General features: G+C 72.8%; 18 protein-coding genes. 5 read left to right on the top strand and 13 right to left on the bottom strand.

What is annotated here, in order from left to right; all coding sequences use genetic code 11:
• The first annotated feature begins 28 nt into the window (after nt 1–28).
• Nucleotides 29–895 (top strand): deoxyribonuclease IV, encoded by an 867-nt coding sequence (locus tag HG542_RS18900; RefSeq protein ID WP_171082971.1) that lies wholly within the window; start codon nt 29–31, stop codon nt 893–895.
• A 4-nt stretch (nt 896–899) separates the two neighbouring features.
• On the opposite strand, the gene HG542_RS18895 is transcribed toward HG542_RS18900, so the two are convergent.
• Nucleotides 900–1,520 carry a sulfite oxidase-like oxidoreductase gene (locus HG542_RS18895; protein ID WP_171082969.1) on the bottom strand — a complete coding sequence of 207 codons (621 nt, stop codon included), beginning with the start codon at nt 1,518–1,520 and terminating at the stop codon, nt 900–902.
• A gap of 164 nt (nt 1,521–1,684) precedes the next feature.
• Between HG542_RS18895 and bfr the strand changes: the two genes are divergently transcribed.
• Complete coding sequence (gene bfr / locus HG542_RS18890) at nt 1,685–2,173, top strand: bacterioferritin (RefSeq protein WP_171082967.1); 489 nt, start codon at nt 1,685–1,687, stop codon at nt 2,171–2,173.
• A 16-nt stretch (nt 2,174–2,189) separates the two neighbouring features.
• On the opposite strand, the gene HG542_RS18885 is transcribed toward bfr, so the two are convergent.
• Both HG542_RS18885 and HG542_RS18880 read right to left on the bottom strand, forming a co-directional pair.
• Nucleotides 2,190–2,453, bottom strand: a complete 264-nt coding sequence (locus tag HG542_RS18885; RefSeq protein WP_171082965.1) for a (2Fe-2S)-binding protein — start codon at nt 2,451–2,453, stop codon at nt 2,190–2,192.
• 119 nt (nt 2,454–2,572) lie between these two features.
• The gene (locus tag HG542_RS18880) at nt 2,573–3,922 is read right to left on the bottom strand and encodes a class II 3-deoxy-7-phosphoheptulonate synthase (protein WP_171082963.1); all 1,350 of its coding nucleotides are present in this window, start codon (nt 3,920–3,922) and stop codon (nt 2,573–2,575) included.
• A 295-nt stretch (nt 3,923–4,217) separates the two neighbouring features.
• Here HG542_RS18880 and HG542_RS18875 point away from each other — a divergent pair, with 295 nt between their 5' ends.
• Nucleotides 4,218–6,116 (top strand): anthranilate synthase family protein, encoded by a 1,899-nt coding sequence (locus HG542_RS18875; RefSeq protein WP_171082961.1) that lies wholly within the window; start codon nt 4,218–4,220, stop codon nt 6,114–6,116.
• Between the two features lie 56 nt (nt 6,117–6,172).
• Here HG542_RS18875 and HG542_RS18870 read toward each other — a convergent pair whose 3' ends face one another.
• The 4 genes from HG542_RS18870 to HG542_RS18855 are packed head-to-tail and all read right to left on the bottom strand — an operon-like array spanning nt 6,173 to nt 9,934.
• On the bottom strand, nt 6,173–7,204 hold the full coding sequence (locus HG542_RS18870) for a 6-phosphofructokinase (protein ID WP_171082960.1): 1,032 nt from the start codon (nt 7,202–7,204) through the stop codon (nt 6,173–6,175).
• A 49-nt stretch (nt 7,205–7,253) separates the two neighbouring features.
• Nucleotides 7,254–7,898 carry a response regulator gene (locus HG542_RS18865; RefSeq protein ID WP_227725281.1) on the bottom strand — a complete coding sequence of 215 codons (645 nt, stop codon included), beginning with the start codon at nt 7,896–7,898 and terminating at the stop codon, nt 7,254–7,256.
• Between the two features lie 41 nt (nt 7,899–7,939).
• The gene (macS, locus tag HG542_RS18860) at nt 7,940–9,163 is read right to left on the bottom strand and encodes a MacS family sensor histidine kinase (RefSeq protein WP_227725132.1); all 1,224 of its coding nucleotides are present in this window, start codon (nt 9,161–9,163) and stop codon (nt 7,940–7,942) included.
• Between the two features lie 21 nt (nt 9,164–9,184).
• Nucleotides 9,185–9,934 carry a lysophospholipid acyltransferase family protein gene (locus HG542_RS18855; protein ID WP_171082956.1) on the bottom strand — a complete coding sequence of 250 codons (750 nt, stop codon included), beginning with the start codon at nt 9,932–9,934 and terminating at the stop codon, nt 9,185–9,187.
• 135 nt (nt 9,935–10,069) lie between these two features.
• Between HG542_RS18855 and HG542_RS18850 the strand changes: the two genes are divergently transcribed.
• Together HG542_RS18850 and HG542_RS18845 are read left to right on the top strand one after the other, a co-directional pair.
• Nucleotides 10,070–10,852 carry an alpha/beta hydrolase gene (locus tag HG542_RS18850; protein WP_171082955.1) on the top strand — a complete coding sequence of 261 codons (783 nt, stop codon included), beginning with the start codon at nt 10,070–10,072 and terminating at the stop codon, nt 10,850–10,852.
• A complete protein-coding gene (locus HG542_RS18845; RefSeq protein WP_171082953.1) occupies nt 10,845–11,381 on the top strand; it encodes a hypothetical protein in 537 nt (178 codons plus the stop codon). The genes HG542_RS18850 and HG542_RS18845 overlap by 8 nt, the downstream gene beginning before the upstream one ends.
• Nucleotides 11,382–11,604: 223 nt before the next feature.
• On the opposite strand, the gene HG542_RS18840 is transcribed toward HG542_RS18845, so the two are convergent.
• From HG542_RS18840 to HG542_RS18815, 6 genes are all read right to left on the bottom strand, one after another.
• Nucleotides 11,605–12,351 carry an endonuclease/exonuclease/phosphatase family protein gene (locus HG542_RS18840; protein ID WP_171082951.1) on the bottom strand — a complete coding sequence of 249 codons (747 nt, stop codon included), beginning with the start codon at nt 12,349–12,351 and terminating at the stop codon, nt 11,605–11,607.
• Nucleotides 12,352–12,359: 8 nt separating this feature from the next.
• The gene (locus HG542_RS18835) at nt 12,360–13,301 is read right to left on the bottom strand and encodes an ROK family glucokinase (protein ID WP_171082949.1); all 942 of its coding nucleotides are present in this window, start codon (nt 13,299–13,301) and stop codon (nt 12,360–12,362) included.
• A 56-nt stretch (nt 13,302–13,357) separates the two neighbouring features.
• On the bottom strand, nt 13,358–13,756 hold the full coding sequence (locus HG542_RS18830) for a DUF5304 domain-containing protein (RefSeq protein WP_171082947.1): 399 nt from the start codon (nt 13,754–13,756) through the stop codon (nt 13,358–13,360).
• 56 nt (nt 13,757–13,812) lie between these two features.
• On the bottom strand, nt 13,813–15,243 hold the full coding sequence (locus HG542_RS18825; protein ID WP_171082945.1) for an ArsA family ATPase: 1,431 nt from the start codon (nt 15,241–15,243) through the stop codon (nt 13,813–13,815).
• Nucleotides 15,244–15,279: 36 nt separating this feature from the next.
• Complete coding sequence (locus HG542_RS18820) at nt 15,280–15,726, bottom strand: SRPBCC family protein (RefSeq protein WP_171082943.1); 447 nt, start codon at nt 15,724–15,726, stop codon at nt 15,280–15,282.
• A 70-nt stretch (nt 15,727–15,796) separates the two neighbouring features.
• The gene (locus HG542_RS18815; protein WP_171082941.1) at nt 15,797–16,558 is read right to left on the bottom strand and encodes a metallophosphoesterase family protein; all 762 of its coding nucleotides are present in this window, start codon (nt 16,556–16,558) and stop codon (nt 15,797–15,799) included.
• Nucleotides 16,559–16,637 lie beyond the last annotated feature (79 nt).

Raw genomic sequence — 16,637 nt, 5'->3', positions numbered from 1 at the left:
GAGCAGCTTGAACAGCACGTTGAACGCAATGACACGCAATCCCGTCGGCGGGCACATCCCCGTGGCGGGCGGTCTGGCGAAGACCGGGCTGCCCTACGCCCGCGCGATGGGCGCCGAGGCCGTCCAGGTCTTCGTCGCCAACCCGCGCGGCTGGGCGACCCCGCCGGGGAACCCGCGCCAGGACGAGGAGTTCCGCGCCGGGTGCGAGGACGCCGGGCTGCCCGTCTTCGTCCACGCCCCCTACCTGATCAACTTCGGCTCACACGGCGCCGCGACGGTCGACAAGTCCGTGGAGTCGCTGCGCCACTCGCTGCGGCGCGGCCGGGAGATCGGCGCGCAGGGCGTCGTGGTGCACACCGGCTCCGCCACGGCCGGCCGGCCGCGCGCGGAGGCCCTGGCCCAGGTGCGCGAGCGGATGCTGCCGCTGCTGGACGAGCTCACGCACGACGACGACCCGTGGCTGCTGCTGGAGCCCACGGCCGGTCAGGGCGCCTCGCTCTGCTCGCTGGTGGAGGACCTGGGCCCGTACGCCGAGGCGCTGGACCGGCATCCGCGGCTGGGCGTGTGCCTGGACACCTGCCACGTCTTCGCCGCCGGGCACGACCTGGCCGCGCCGGGCGGGGTGAAGCAGGTGCTGGACGAGCTCGTCGACGTCATGGGCGAGGGGCGGCTGCGTCTGATCCACGCGAACGACTCGAAGGCGGGCGCGGGGTCGCACCTGGACCGGCACGAGAACATCGGGGCGGGGCGGATCGGCGCCGAGGCCTTCGGGGAGCTGTTCGCGCACCCGGCGACGGAGGGCGTGCCCCTGACGATCGAGACCCCGGGCGGCCCGGAGGGACACGCGGCCGACGTGGCCCGGCTGAAGGAACTGCGCGCGGCGCGGCGGCCGTAGAGCCCTACAGTTCGGGGCCCTCGCCCGGCTCCTCCTGGTAGGAGTACCGCTGCTCCCGCCACGGGTCGCCCACGTTGTGGTAGCCCCGCTCCTCCCAGAAGCCCCGGCGGTCGGCCGTCATGTACTCCACGCCGCGGACCCACTTGGGCCCCTTCCACGCATACAGGTGCGGCACGACGAGCCGCACCGGGAAGCCGTGCTCCGCGGTGAGGAGTTCGCCGTCCTTGTGCGTGGCGAAGATCGTCTGCTCGGCCGTGAAGTCCGACAGCCGCAGGTTCGAGCTGTAGCCGTACTCGGCCCACACCATCACATGCGTGGCCTCGGGTGCGGGCGGGGCCAGTTCGAGCACGGTGCGGGCCGACACGCCGCCCCATTCGGCGCCCGGCATGCTGTATTTCGTCACGCAGTGCAGGTCCGCCACGACCGTCGTGTACGGGAGGGCGGTGAACTCCTCGTGCGTCCAGCAGTGCTTGTCGCCGTCGGCCGTCGCGCCGAAGACGCGGAACTCCCAGCGCTCCGGCCTGAACTTGGGGACGGGACCGTAGTGCGTCACCGGCCATCCGCGCTGGAGGCGCTGCCCCGGGGGAAGCTCGATTTCCCCTTTGCGGCTTTCCGACTGACCCATGAGTCCATGGTGTCAGACCCCGGGAGGTGCTGATGACCACGGGTCACCCGGATATGGACAAGTCAGAGACAAGTCCCGCTAAGTGTGCACTTACTGGACGGCTCCTCGGGGCGGTGCAAGGATGCGGCGCAATCTGCCGGACATCCGCCTGGAAGGACTGCGCAATGCAGGGCGACCCCGAGGTCATCGAGTTCCTCAACGAACAGCTGACGGCCGAGCTGACCGCCATCAACCAGTACTTCCTGCACGCCAAGCTGCAGGAGCACCACGGTTGGACGAAGATCGCCTCGCACACCCGTGCAGAGTCGTTCGACGAGATGAGGCACGCGGAGGTCCTGACGGACCGGATCATCTTCCTGGAGGCGCTGCCCAATTATCAGCGGCTCTTCCACGTCCGGATCGGCCAGACGATCACCGAGATGTTCCAGGCCGACCGGCAGGTGGAGGTCGAGGCCATCGACCGGCTCCGGCGCGGGGTGGAGGTCATGCGGGCCAAGGGCGACATCACCTCGGCCAATATCTTCGAGTCGATCCTCGCCGACGAGGAGGACCACATCGACTACCTCGACACCCAGCTCGAACTGATCGAGAAGCTCGGCGAGGCGCTGTACATCGCCCAGTTCATCGAGCAGGAGAGCGGCAGCAGCAAGTAGGCCCCGCCCGAGGCGGCTACGCGGCCCGCACCGCGGGGGCGGCGGGCAGGATCACGACCTCGGCACCCGGCACCTCGGCCGAGCCCTGGTCGGCCGGCTCGCGGCGCGGGCACGCGCCGCGCCCGAGCAGCGCCTGGATACGGCGGACGCAGCTGCCGCAGTCGGTGCCCGCCTTGCAGGCCGAGGCGATCTTCCGGGGGGTGCACGCCCCCTGCTCCGCGTGCTTGCGCACCTGCTGCTCCGTGATGCCGAAGCATGAGCAGACGTACACGCGGGTCACCGCCTCACCAAGTGATCAATAAGGTAACCCTTACCTTACCCTCGCCCGGCGTGGCCGCACAACGCGATGGGGTGCGGATCACAGGATCCGCACCCCATCGTTCATGCGTCACAGGCGACTCACTGGTCGCGGTACATCTCCGCCACCAGGAACGCCAGGTCCAGCGACTGGCTGCGGTTCAGCCGGGGGTCGCAGGCCGTCTCGTAGCGCTGGTGCAGGTCGTCGACGAAGATCTCGTCGCCGCCGCCCACGCACTCGGTGACATCGTCGCCGGTGAGCTCCACGTGGATGCCGCCCGGGTGGGTGCCCAGGGCCTTGTGGACCTCGAAGAAGCCCTTGACCTCGTCCAGCACATCGTCGAAGCGGCGGGTCTTGTGGCCCGAGGCCGCCTCGAAGGTGTTGCCGTGCATCGGGTCGCTGATCCAGGCCACCGCGGCACCGGACGCGGTGACCTTCTCGACCAGCTCGGGGAGCTTCTCGCGGATCTTGCCCGCACCCATCCGGGTGATGAAGGTCAGCCGGCCGGGCTCGCGCTCCGGGTCCAGCCGGTCGATCAGGGTGAGCGCCTCGTCGACCGTGGTGGTCGGGCCGAGCTTCACCCCGATCGGGTTGCGGATCTTCGACGCGAACTCGATGTGCGCGCCGTCCAGCTGCCGGGTGCGCTCGCCGATCCAGACCATGTGGCCCGAGACGTCGTAGAGGTGGCCGGTGCGGGAGTCGACACGGGTCAGCGCCGACTCGTAGTCCAGGACCAGCGCCTCGTGGGACGCGTAGAACTCGACCGCCTTCAGCGCCTCCGGGTCCACGCCGCAGGCGTTCATGAAGTTCATCGCCCGGTCGATCTCCCGGGCCAGCTGCTCGTAGCGCTGGCCGGAGGGCGAGGACTTCACGAAGTCCTGGTTCCAGGCGTGCACCTGGCGCAGGTCCGCGTAGCCGCCGGTGGTGAAGGCGCGCACCAGGTTCAGCGTGGAGGCCGAGGCCTGGTACATGCGCTTCAGCCGCTGCGGGTCCGGCGTCCGGGCCTCGGGCGTGAAGGCGAAGCCGTTGACGGAGTCGCCGCGGTAGGTCGGCAGGGTCACGCCGTCGCGGGTCTCGGTCGGCTTCGAACGCGGCTTGCTGTACTGGCCCGCGATCCGGCCGACCTTCACGACGGGCACCGACCCGGCGTACGTGAGCACCGCGCCCATCTGGAGCAGCGTCTTGAGCTTGTTGCGGATCTGGTCGGCGCCGACGGCGTCGAAGGCCTCCGCACAGTCACCGCCCTGGAGCAGGAACGCCTCGCCGCGCGCGACGGCTCCCAGACGCTGACGCAGCTGGTCGCACTCGCCGGCGAAGACGAGGGGCGGATAGGACTCGAGCTCGGCGATCACATCGCGCAGAGCCTCTTGGTCCGGCCAGTCAGGCTGCTGCGCCGCGGGCAGGGAGCGCCAGGTGTTGCCACCGGCGTGGATTTCAGCGTTCACGGTCACGCACTCAACATTACGGGGTCGCCGGGGCCGTTCAGGGGCCGGACCGGACTATGAGACGAATCGTGAGACGAGGCTCCGGATAAACGCACGACAGACGCGCGGGCCGTCCGGTAACCTGCCCCGCATGTACGTGCTCGACACCCGTAACCAGTACTGGTGGTGGACCGCTCCTCCGGCGGCCCACTGATCGCGCGTACACCGATCTCATCGCCAAGGCCGCCCCGAGGGGCGGCCTTCCGCGTCCGCGGGGCGCATCCGGCAGGCCGTTCCTCCCCCACCAGGAAGGAACCTCCCGATGGACGGAACCACCCCTGCCGCCCTGCTCGCGCGGCTGACCGCGCACGGCTGCCCGCCCTTCGCCCTGCTGCACCGCCGCACCCCCGGCCATCCCGAGGGCGTGGTCGAACTGCTCCTCGGCCCGGTCTCGGAGGCCGGGCGGCTGGCGGACGTCCCGCTCCCGTCCGGCCCGCCCGCGGGCGGCGCGCCGGTGCACGACGCCCTGGCGCTCGTCCCCTTCCGGCAGATCCGCGAACGCGGCTTCGACGTCCGCGACGACGGCACCCCGCTGCTGGTGCTGCACCCGGAGGAGGCCCACGCCCTGCCGCTCGACGCCGTCCTCGACGCCCTGCCCGGCCATGAGGTCCACGTCGAGGGCGGCGCCTTCGACGTGGACGACGACGCGTACGCGCGCATCGTCGAGCGCGTGATCGAGGACGAGATCGGCACCGGGGAAGGCGCCAACTTCGTCATCCGGCGCACGTTCGAGGGCGAGGTCCACGGATTCTGCGCCGCCGACGCCCTGGCCCTCTTCCGGCGGCTGCTGTCCGGCGAGCGCGGCGCCTACTGGACGTATGTCGTCCACACCGGCGACCGCACCCTGGTGGGCGCCAGTCCGGAGGTGCATGTGCGGATGTCCGGCGGGACGGTCGTGATGAACCCCATCAGCGGCACCTACCGCTATCCGGCCGGAGGCGCCTCGGAGGACGGGCTGCTGGCCTTCCTGCACGACCGCAAGGAGGTGGAGGAACTGTCCATGGTCGTCGACGAGGAGCTGAAGATGATGTGCACCGTCGGCGACATGGGCGGCGTGGTCGTCGGCCCGCGGCTCCGTGAGATGGCCCACCTCGCGCACACCGAGTACGAACTGCGCGGGCGCTCCTCGATGGACGTGCGCGAGGTGCTGCGGGAGACGATGTTCGCGGCGACCGTCACCGGCTCGCCCGTACAGAACGCCTGCCGTGTCATCGAGCGGTACGAACCCCGCGGCCGCGGCTACTACGCGGGGGCGCTCGCCCTGATCGGCCGCGACGCGGGCGGTGCGCAGACCCTCGACTCCCCGATCCTCATCCGCACCGCGGACATCGACCGGCGCGGCCGGCTGCGGGTGGGGGTCGGCGCCACGCTCGTCCGCCGCTCGGATCCGCGCGGCGAGGTCGCCGAGACCCACGCCAAGGCGGCCGGCGTGCTGGCCGCCCTGGGCGTGCGCCGCGGACCCGTACGCCCGTCGGCCGCACCGCCCGTACGGCTCGGGGACGACCCGCGGGTACGGGCGGCGCTGGACGCCCGGCGCGCGGATCTGGCCCCGTTCTGGCTGCGGATGCAGACGTCCGGGTCCACCGGAACGCTGACCGGGCACGCCCTGGTCGTCGACGGCGAGGACACCTTCACGGCGATGCTCGCCCACCTCCTGCGCACCTCGGGGCTGACGGTGACGGTGCGGCGCTACGACGAGCCCGGGCTGCGCGACGCCGCCCTCGCCCACCCGGGCCCCGTGGTGCTGGGCCCCGGCCCCGGCAACCCCTCGGACGCGGCCGACCCGAAGATGCGGCTGCTGCGCGGGCTGGCCGCGGACCTGCTGCGCGGGCACCGGCACGGGCTGCTGGGGGTGTGCCTGGGGCATGAACTGATCGCGGCGGAGCTGGGGTTGGAGATCGTGCGGAAGGAGGTGCCGTATCAAGGGGCGCAGGAGCGGATCGACTTCTTCGGGCGGGAGGAGACGGTGGGCTTCTACAACACGTTCACGGCGCGCGGCACGGGACTCGACGGGGCCGAGCTCAGTCTGGACCCGGCCACCGGCGACGTCCACGCCCTGCGGGGCCCCGGTTTCGCGGGGGTGCAGTTCCACCCGGAGTCGGTGCTGACGCTGAACGGTGCGTCGATCGTCACGGAGCTGCTGACCGCTGTCCTGGTCTGACCCGCGCCCGCCCACCCGCCCGGGTCACGGGCGGGTGGGCGGGGAAAGCCCTGCCCTCAGCCGAAGAAGACCTTCGCCTCCTCGTACTCCGCAAGCGGCACCGTCTTCAACTTCGCCGTCGCCTCGGCCAGCGGAACACGGACCACGTCCGTCCCCCGCAGCGCGACCATCTGCCCGAATGCGCCGTCCCGGACGGCATCGATCGCATGCAGCCCGAACCGCGTCGCCAGCCACCGGTCGAACGCACTGGGCGTGCCGCCGCGCTGGACGTGGCCGAGCACCGTGGTCCGCGCCTCCTTGCCGGTACGGGTCTCGATCTGCTTGGCCAGCCACTCCCCCACGCCGGACAGCCGGACGTGCCCGAAGGAGTCGTGCGCCGCGGCGTCCTTGAGCACCAGGTCGCCGTCGCGCGGCATGGCGCCCTCCGCCACCACCACGATCGGTGCGTAGCTGGAGCGGAAGCGCGAGGTGACCCACTCGCAGACCTCGTCGAGGTCGAACCGCTGCTCGGGAACGAGGATGACGTTGGCGCCGCCCGCCAGGCCGGAGTGCAGGGCGATCCAGCCCGCGTGCCGGCCCATGACCTCGACGACGAGGACGCGCATATGCGACTCGGCCGTGGTGTGCAGCCGGTCGATGGCCTCGGTGGCGATGTTGACGGCGGTGTCGAAGCCGAAGGTGTAGTCGGTGGCGGAGAGGTCGTTGTCGATGGTCTTGGGCACTCCGACGCAGGGGATGCCGTGCTCCTCCGAGAGCCGGCGGGCCACGCCCAGGGTGTCCTCGCCGCCGATCACGATGAGGGCGTCCACCTCGTGCTTGGCCAGGTTCTCCTTGATGCGGCGGACCCCGTCCGGCTCCCGGAGGGGGTTGGTCCGCGAGGAGCCGAGCACGGTGCCGCCGCGCGGCAGGATGCCCCGCACCGCGGGGATGTCGAGGCGCGTGACCGCTCCGGTGAGCGGTCCGCGCCAGCCGTCCTTGAAGCCGGTGAAGTCGTAGTGGTAGCGCTGGACGCCCTTGCGGACGACGGCGCGGATGACCGCGTTGAGCCCGGGGCAGTCGCCGCCGCCGGTCAGTACTCCGACCCGCATGACACCTTCCCTTCGCCGAGTGCCGGGTGACGCCCGGCCGCAGGCGGCGTCAGGCGTCGTCGAGACCTCGCTCTATCGCGTAGCGGACGAGCTCCACGCGGTTGTGCAGCTGGAGCTTGCCCAAGGTGTTCTGAACATGGTTCTGCACCGTGCGGTGGGAAATAACCAGCCGCTCGGCGATCTGCTTGTACGAGAGCCCCTTGGCGACGAGGCGCAGGACCTCGGTCTCGCGGTCGGTGAGGCTCGGGACCTCGGGCTCGTCGGGCGCGGCGGGGGCCGGGCCGGCGGCCAGCCTGCGGTATTCGCCGAGCACCAGGCCGGCCAGGCCCGGGGTGAAGACCGCGTCGCCCGCGGCCGTGCGGCGGACGGCGTCCAGCAGCTCCTCGGTGCTCGCGGACTTCAGCAGATAGCCGGTGGCCCCGGACTTGACGGCCTCCAGGACGTCGGCGTGCTCGCCGCTGGCGGAGAGGACGAGGACCCGCAGGGCGGGGTTCGCGCCGACGAGCTCCTTGCAGACGGCCACGCCGGGCAGGCCGGGCAGGTTGAGGTCGAGGACCAGGACGTCGGGGGCCGCGGCCTTCGCCCGGCGCACCGCCTGCGGCCCGTCGCCCGCGGTGGCGACGATCTCGTACCCGGCGGCCGCCAGGTCGCGCGCGACCGCGTCGCGCCACATGGGGTGGTCGTCGACCACCATGACCTTCACCGCTGCTGCCGTACCCGTCCTGCTCACCCTGCTCATCCTGTGACTCCGTTCCCCCGTGAGCTCCGCGGAACTCTCAGCTCGACCTCGGTGCCCTGGCCGGGCACGGACTCCAGCACGGCGCTGCCGCCCAGGTCGCGCAGCCGGCCGCGGATGGACAGGGCCACGCCCATGCGCCCCTCCCGTTCCGCTGCCGCCAGCCGCCCCTCGGCGATGCCCGGCCCGTCGTCCCGCACGGTGACGATGATCTCGTCCGGTTCGTCCTCCAGCAGGATCCAGGCCCGCGCGTCCTGCCCCGCGTGCCGGGCCACATTGTCCAGGGCGGCACCGACAGCGGCCGCCAGCTCCGCCGCCGCGGCCGCCTCCAGCAGCACGGGCGTGCCGGGCGCCGCGACGGAGACGGCGGGCCCGGCGTACGGGGCCAGCAGCGCCCGCAGGTCGCAGGGGCCGGCGGGGGCCTCGGGGACGGTCCGGACGAGCTCGGCGTCGTCGGCCGGCTGCCCGGCCGGGCGCTGCGGCGGCAGCAGGCCGCCGGCCACCAGGGTGCGCAGGGCGATCTCCTGTTCGCCGGCCATCCGGCCAAGTTCCGCGGCCTCGCCGCCGAGGGCGGCGCCGCGGCGCTGCACCATGGCCAGCACCTGCAGCACGCTGTCGTGGATGTCCCGGGCCAGCCGCTCGCGTTCGCGGGTGGCCGCCTCGATCCGCAGCGCACGGGCGAGGGTGCGCTCGCTGGCGCGGGCGACCTCGACGATGTAGCCGATGGCGATGCTGGAGATCCACACCAGCAGCACGTTGTGGACGGTGTCGCGGGCGAAGTAGCCGCGCTCGGCGAGGTTGGCGGCGGCCACCAGCGTGGAGCCGGCGGCGGCCCAGCGCCAACCGCCCTTGATGGCCAGGCCCAGCACGGCGCCGCCCGCCCAGACGGTCGGGAGCGTCGCCGCGCCGCCGTCGATCCGGGCCGGGGAGTCGACGACGGCGGTGAGCAGGATGCCGGTGAGGGCGATGCCCAGGTCGGCGATCAGGAAGGACCGGGTGCAGCGCTCGGGAGCGGTGACCCTGTTCCAGGTCAGCAGCATCCAGACGGTGAGCGCCGCCATGTAGGCGGCGGCGCCGAGCGGGTGCGCGTAGTGCCGGTGGGCGAGCCAGAAGAGGGCGAGGGCGTAGCCGAGGGTCAGGATGCGGTAGCCCGTGAGCGCCCGCCACAGCGGGAGCTCGACCGACATCCGCACCGCGCGCGGACGCCCGGTGCGCTGCGCCATCCCCCGCCCCCGTCGCCCCTGCTACTCGTCCGTCTTCTCCAGGCCGGCGGCCTTGGCCGCCTTCTCCTCCTCGGCCTTGCGCTTCGCCTCCTCCGCGATCTGCCGCTTGGCGGCGGTCGCGTAGATGTCGACGTACTCCTGGCCGGAGAGCTTCATGATCTCGTACATGACCTCGTCGGTCACCGAGCGGAGGATGAAGCGGTCGCCGTCCATGCCGTGGTAGCGGCTGAAGTCCAGCGGCTTGCCGATCCGGATGCCGGGCCGCATCAGCTTCGGCACGACCTTGCCGGGCGGCTGGATCTTCTCCGTGTCGATCATCGCGACCGGGATCACCGGGGCCCCGGTGGCCAGCGCGACCCGGGCGAGGCCGCCCGGCTTGCCGCGGTAGAGGCGGCCGTCCGGGGAGCGGGTGCCCTCCGGGTAGATGCCGAAGAGCTCACCGCGCTCCAGCACCTCGATGCCGCTCTTGATCGCGGCCTCGCCGGCGCCGCGGGCGCCCGAGCGGTCGACCGGGAGCTGGCCGACACCCTTGAAGAAGGCGGCCGTCAGCTTTCCCTTGACTCCGGGGGAGGTGAAGTACTCCTGCTTCGCGATGAACGTGATCTTGCGATCGAGCACCGCGGGCAGGAAGAAAGAGTCCGAGAAGGACAGGTGGTTGCTCGCCAGGATCGCGGGCCCCTCGGCCGGTACGTTCTCCAGCCCCTCCACCCACGGCCGGAAGGCAAGCTTCAGCGACCCGCCGATGGACAGCTTCATTGCGCCGTAGAACAACCGAGAACCTCCTGTGTGTGACGAGGAGACCTTAACCTGCCTACCCGCCGTGCGACGCTCCGCGTACGCTGAGGACCGACCCCTTTCCTCGGGTTTCCCCGCGGTCTTCCCTGCCACCTGCGATCGGAGAATCCGGTGCTGCTCCTCCCCGGGGCCGAGCCCTTCCGCCATGACGGCGGAGAGGTCGGCGTCCTTGTGTGTCACGGCTTCACCGGCTCCCCGCAGTCCGTCCGCCCCTGGGCCGATTATCTCGCCGAACGGGGTCTGAGCGTCGCCCTTCCGCTGCTGCCGGGGCACGGCACCCGCTGGCAGGACATGCAGATCACGGGCTGGCAGGACTGGTACGCGGAGGTCGACCGCGAGCTCTGGCGGCTGCGCGAGCGCTGCGCCCAGGTCTTCGTCTTCGGCCTCTCCATGGGCGGCGCGCTGGCGCTGCGGCTGGCCGCCCACCACGGGGACGCGGTCTCCGGCGTCTGCGTCGTCAACCCGGCGAACAAGGTGCACGGCCTGGCGGCCAAGGCCCTGCCCGTGGTGCGGCACCTGGTGCGGACGAGCAAGGGCATCGCGAGCGACATCGCCAAGGACGGCGCCACGGAGACCGGCTACGACCGGGTGCCGCTGCACGCCGCGCACTCCTTCCGCCGCTTTCTGCAGCGCCTGGACGCCGAACTGCCGCTGGTCACCCAGCCGTTGCTGCTGATGCACAGCCCCGAGGACCATGTGGTGCCGCCGGCCGACTCGGCGCGCATCCTCTCCCGGGTCTCCTCCCGCGACGTCACCGAGCGGCTGCTGGAGCGCAGCTACCACGTGGCCACGCTGGACCACGACGCCGGGACGATCTTCGACGAGTCGTATGCGTTCATCGGCCGGCTCACCGGCGCGGCCGCTGCCGGGGAGGGGGCGGCCGGCCGTGGCTGAGCGTGACGCGGGCCGCGACCGCGACCGCGACGAGAGCCGCGACCCGCTGGACGAGGAGGCGGCGTGGCAGCAGCTCGTCGCCGCCTACGGCGAACAGCCCGACCCGGAGAAGGGCCTCTGGCCCGCCACGGGCGGCGAGGACGCCCCCGCCGCCGAGGAGCCGCCGAAGCCGGCCGAACCGGAGCGGCCGGGGAGCTTCATCGTCTACGCGCCCGGGGTCGGCCCGCGCGACTGGACGACCCCGCCTCCCGCGACGGCCGCCGCGGAGCAGGAGGACGAGGGCCACTTCGTCCCGCCGGAGCCGCCGCCGCTGCCGACCGGTGACGTGACGTCGCGGTTCGCGTGGATCGCGGTGCTGGGCGGCCCGCTGCTGCTGCTCGTGATGGTGCTGCTGCGGCAGGAGTTGACGTGGTGGATCACCACGCTGGGGGTCGGCGGCTTTCTGGGCGGCTTCGCGACGCTGGTGCTGCGCATGCGCGACAGTGACGGGGACGATGACGACGACCCCGGTCGGGGTGCCGTCGTCTGAGGCGGTGCGCCCCGTAAGGGGCGCCGTGGTAAGGGGCGCGGGGAACTGCGCGAGCAACCACGACGCGCCCGCAGTCGAAGTACCCGGGGCTGCGCCCCGGACCCCAGGGGTGGTGCGTCGACTGCGGCCCGGTGAGGGCTGGTCGCGCAGTTCCCCGCGCCCCTTACGGGGCGCCGTGGTACCGCATGACGTCACAGCCCCGCGCCCCTTCGGGGCGCCCTGGCTAGGCGACCGGCACCCGAACCGCCGCCAACACCGGCAGGTGATCGGTGGCGGCCCGCAGATCGGGCACCGCCACCCCCGGCAACCCCATGGGAACCCCGCAGCCCAGCACTTCCACACCCGCGGTGGCGAACACCGCGTCGATCCGCTGCAGCGGATCCCCGAGCCGCGTCGTGTGCTCCCGCCCCCACGGCGCCGTGGCCCAGCCGTCCTGCAGGACTCCCGCCAGCCGGCCGAAGGTCCTGCCGTCCGGGCGGTCGTTCAGATCGCCCGCCGCGACGGCGTACGGCACACCCAGCGCGCCCAACTGCTCCAGCAGCAGACCCCCTTGGACGTATCGCTCGCGCTCATCGATGCTCAGGTGACAGCTGAGCACGCCCAGCCGGGCCTGCCCGAAGCGCAGCACCGCCGTGGCGAAGCCGCGCTGGTGCAGGCCGGGGGTGCGCGGGAGCAGCACGTCCTCCGTGTGCTCGACGTGGGCGCGCAGCGAGGAGAGGATCATCGGCCCCGAGGCGGTGGCGCCCCCGGTGACGTACACCAGGCCGGACTCGCGGGCGAGCCGGGCCGCCGCCTTGCGCCAGCGGAAGAAGCGCGGGGCCTCCTGGATGCAGACGACGTCGGCGGCGCAGGCCCGGATGACCCGGGCCAGTGCCGCCACGTCGTCACGCATCGAGCGGACGTTGTAGCTCAGCACGCGGACGACCGACGCGTCCGGGGCGGACGTCGAGGCCGGCAGGTCCGCGAGCATCCGCGTCGTCAGCCCTGCCGGGCCAGGTCGGCGGCGCCGACGAGTCCTGCCTTGCCACCGAGCTGGGCGGCGAGGACCTGGGCGTGCGGGCGCCACTGTCCGCCCACCAGCCAGCGGCGGAAGGACTTGCGGATCGGGTCGAGGACGAGGTCGCCCTCGTCCGAGAGCCCGCCGCCGACGATGAACGCCGAGGGGTCGAAGAGCGAGGCCAGGTCGGCGAGCCCGGAGCCGACCCAGCGGGCCAGCTCGCGGAAGGAGTCGACGGCCACCGGGTCGCCCTGCCGGGCGGCCAGGCTGATGTGCTTGCCCTCGATGCCCTCGGGGGTGCCGTCGCCCAGGCCGAGGAGGAGCTCCGCGTTGCCCGGGGTGGCCTGGGCGCGCTGCCTGGCGTAGCGGACGAGGGCGCGGCCGGAGGCGTACTGCTCCCAGCAGCCCTGGCTGCCGCAGCCGCACAGCAGACCGTCCGGGACGACCCGGATGTGGCCGAATTCGGCTGCCACGCCGAAGCGGCCGCGGCGCAGCTTGTTGCCGATGATGATGCCGCCGCCGAGGCCGGTGCCCAGCGTGATGCAGATGACGTCGTCGTGGCCCTGGCCGGCGCCGAAGCGGTACTCGCCCCAGGCGGCGGCGTTGGCGTCGTTCTCGACGACGACCGGGAGGCCGACGCGCTGCTCGACCTTGTCCTTGAGCGCCTCGTGGCGCCAGTTGATGTTCGGGGCGAAGAGCACGGTGGCGCGCTTGTCGTCCACGTAGCCCGCGGCACCGATGCCGACGGCCTCGACCTCGAAGCCCTCGCTGACGGTGCGCACCGCATCGGCGATGGCGTCGATCACGCCTTCCGGGGTCGGGGGGGTCGGCACCTTGCACGTGGCGAGGATCGCGCCCTCTTCGTCGACCACGCCGGCCGCGATCTTCGTGCCGCCGATGTCGACGCCGATGGTGAGTCCCATGTGTCCCTCAGTCAGTAGCTCTAACCCCGCCGCGACCAACCGTACCGGAGCGCTCGTCAGTCCAGATCGATGCGTTCGCTTCCGCTCCCGGCGGGACCGTCCGGGCCCGGATCGTCGCGGGTCCAGCGGCGCTCGTGGCCGGCGACGGCGGCACGGTAGGCGGCCATCAGCTCGGAGCCGGCGGCGGCCAGGTGGTCGAAGACCTCGGGGTTGCGCTCGACGACGGGCTCGACGGCCGCCCGGGCGGCCTCGACGACGTGCTGCACGGCGGGCAGCCGGATCTCGGAGACCTTGCCGGCGACGGCGTCCATGAGCTTGCGCAGCTCCTCGGCCGCGGTGCCGGGCTGCTCCTGCCCCCGGCGCCGGGCGTTCTCGGCGGCGAGATCCTCGGCGCAGGCCCGCTCCCAGGCATCGGGGTCGGGCGCCTCGCCGGGGCGCTGGGTGGCATCGTTCATGTCGGAACTCCTGCGGCCGGTATTTCCTCCGACGTTACCCGAACGGGGTAGCGCCGTTACGAGGTCCTGGGCCAGAGGTCCGGATCGGGTATGAAGCGCACGCAGAGCGCCCCGTCCTGCAGCCCCGCCCCCGCGACACTGCACCGGCGCAGCGCGGACGGCAGCGGCAGCACCCGCCGGAACGGCCCGACGGCGACGACGAGTTCGTCCCCGCGCCGCACCAGCCCGAGCGCGTCGCGCTCCGCGCCGGGCAGAGGGAGCCGCCAGACGAGCATGCCGTCGTCCTTCAGCCGGTCCTCGACGGACCAGGGCTCGGGGCGCCGCTCCGCAACGGGCCCGGCTGCGCCGAGGCCGAGGAGGAGACCGTCCGCTGCGAGGTGCCCGGGCCCGGCGGGCGTACGCGGACGGTCCCCGCCGGTGCCGCCCGCACCGGCAGCGTCCCCCCGGACGTCCGGCCCGGAGCCGGGACCATCCGCGGCCTCCCCGGCCGCCCTCCCGCCCTGCGGCTCCGGCCGCGACCCGGCACCCTCCACCGGGCCCTCCGTCCGCCCGGCGGCGCGCTGGGCGAGCTCCGTCAGGTCCGCCATGCCCCGTGGGCTGCGCCCCAGGTGGGGCAGTTCGCAGACGGGGACGGCGTCGGCCGTGAAATCGTCCCGCAGCGTCTTGCACGCAAGACGCTGCTCGGCGGCGAGCGCCGTCAGCCAGGGGTCGGCGGAGTCGTCGGGGAGCAGGCGGTTGAGGACCAGGGCGTCGACGTGGCAGCCCTGGAGGGCGAGGCCGGCGCGGGCCTCCCGGAGGGTTTCCACCGTTGCCGGGAGCGGTTCGGCGACGAGGCGGACGGTCGTGGCGGCGGATTCGAGGACGGCCTGGACGGCGGCGAGTTCCTGCTGCCACCGCTCGGCCGTCTCGTACAGCCGGGCGGCCGGCATCGGCACCCCGGCGAGCTGGGCCAGCATGGGGCGCAGGGCACGGGCCGCCTGGCGTTCGGGGGGCAGCAGGCGGCGCAGGTAGCGCCGCAGCTGTTCGGGCAGGGCGAGCAGCCGCACGGTGTCGTGGACGGGCGGCATGTCGGCGACGACGAGGTCCCAGCGGCCGTCGGCGTGGGCGGCGCGCAGGGCGGCGAGGATCGCGAGCGGCTCGGCGCCGGGCACCTCGGTGAGCTCGTCGGCGTCCAGGGGCGCGGCGCCCAGCAGGTCGAAGAGGGAGGCGCCGCGGTCCTGGAGGTCGCGGGCGACGGCGCGGAAGTGCCCGTCGGTGGCGACGCGGGCGGCCCACATCCCGGGGACCGCCTCGACGGGCGGCGTCCAGGGGCCGCCGCCCCCGCCGTCCGCGGGCAGCGGGCCGCCGAGCACCGCGCCGGGGGCGGGGCCCCGGTCACAGCTGAGCAGCAGCACGCGCCGCCCCTGCCGGGCCGCGGCGAGCGCGGCGGCCGCGGCCGCGGTGGTGCGGCCCCCGCCGCCGGGACCGGTGACGAGGACCGTGCGCAAGAAAAGCCTCCGGGTGGGTGGTTCAGGGGGGCGGGGTCAGACGGCGCCGCTCTCGACGCGCTTCTTCAGACCGTCCAGCGCGCGGTCGATGATGACCTTCTCCGCCTTGCGCTTGATCATCCCCAGCATCGGGATCTTGACGTCGACGGTGAGCTCGTAGGTCACCTCGGTGGCCGTGCCGCCGGCGACCGGCTTCAGGCTGTACGAGCCGTCGAGCTGGCGCAGCATCTGGGACTTGACCAGCGACCACTTGACCACGTTCGGCTCGGGCCAGCTGTAGGCCAGCACATGGTCGTCCTTGATCGCGCCCGCGTCCAGGACCAGGCGCAGCTGCGAGGCGCGGCCCTGCTCGTCCTTCTCCAGCACCTCGGCCAGCTTGACCTCGCCGGTCCAGTCCGGGTAGCGGTCGAAGTCGGAGATCACCGCCATGACGCGGTCGGGGGCCGCTTCGATCGTGATGCTCGACTTGGTGTTCTCCGCCATCTGCCTGGCTCCTCCGGTACCGTCCGCCGCCTCGAAATGTCTGCCGCTGAAGGCTACATCCCGCGCCGCGTCACCATTCCAGCACCCAGGGTGTTCCGGTCGAGGCGAAGTGCCCCACGTTGACGCACTCGGTTGCGCCGATGCGCATCCGGCGCGCCAGCGGCTGATGGACATGGCCGAAAAGGGCGTACCGGGGACGCACGGCGCGGAGGGTCTCCAGCAGGGCCGCGCTGCCGCGTTCGAAGCGGCGGGCCACGGTGTCGTAGCAGAGCTCGGGCACGTCGGGCGGGATGTGCGAGCAGAGCACGTCGACGTCGCCGAGGGCGGCGAGCTTGGCCGCGTACGTCTCGTCGTCGATCTCGTAGGGGGTGCGCATGGGCGACTGCAGGCCACCGCCGACGAAGCCGAAGACCAGGCCGCCGATCTCGACGCGCTCGCCGTCGAGCACCCGGGTGCCCGGCCGGGCGTACTCGGACCACAGGCGGGGGATGTCGACGTTGCCGAAGGTCGCGTAGGTCGGCGCGGGGAAGGCGGCGAAGAGCTCGGCGTACTGCTTGCGCACCGCGGCCTCGATCGCGGCCTCGCGGTCCAGCCCGTCCCACAGCCGCCGACCCAGCTCGCGGGCCTCGTCGAAGCGGCGCTGGGTGCGCAGCTCGACGATCCGGTCGGCGTTCTCGACGCCGAAGAGGTCGGGGAAGATGCCGCGTGAGTGATCGGCGTAATCGAGGAAGAGGACGAGGTCGCCCAGGCAGACCAGGGCGTCGGCACCGTCGCCGGCCCGGGCCAGGCCCTCGGCGTTGCCGTGCACATCGCTGACCACATGGACTCGCATGGCGATCACCCTAAGTCCGCGGCGCCCGTCCCGGAAGGGCCCCGACCTGCGGTTACTTCCCGGTCACCCAGCGGAGGAG

The sequence above is a fragment of the Streptomyces morookaense genome, assembly GCF_013030945.1.
Taxonomy (GTDB): domain Bacteria; phylum Actinomycetota; class Actinomycetes; order Streptomycetales; family Streptomycetaceae; genus Streptomyces; species Streptomyces morookaensis.
The sequence above is the reverse complement of the archived record's forward strand: the minus strand, read 5'-3'. Positions and strand labels throughout refer to the sequence as shown.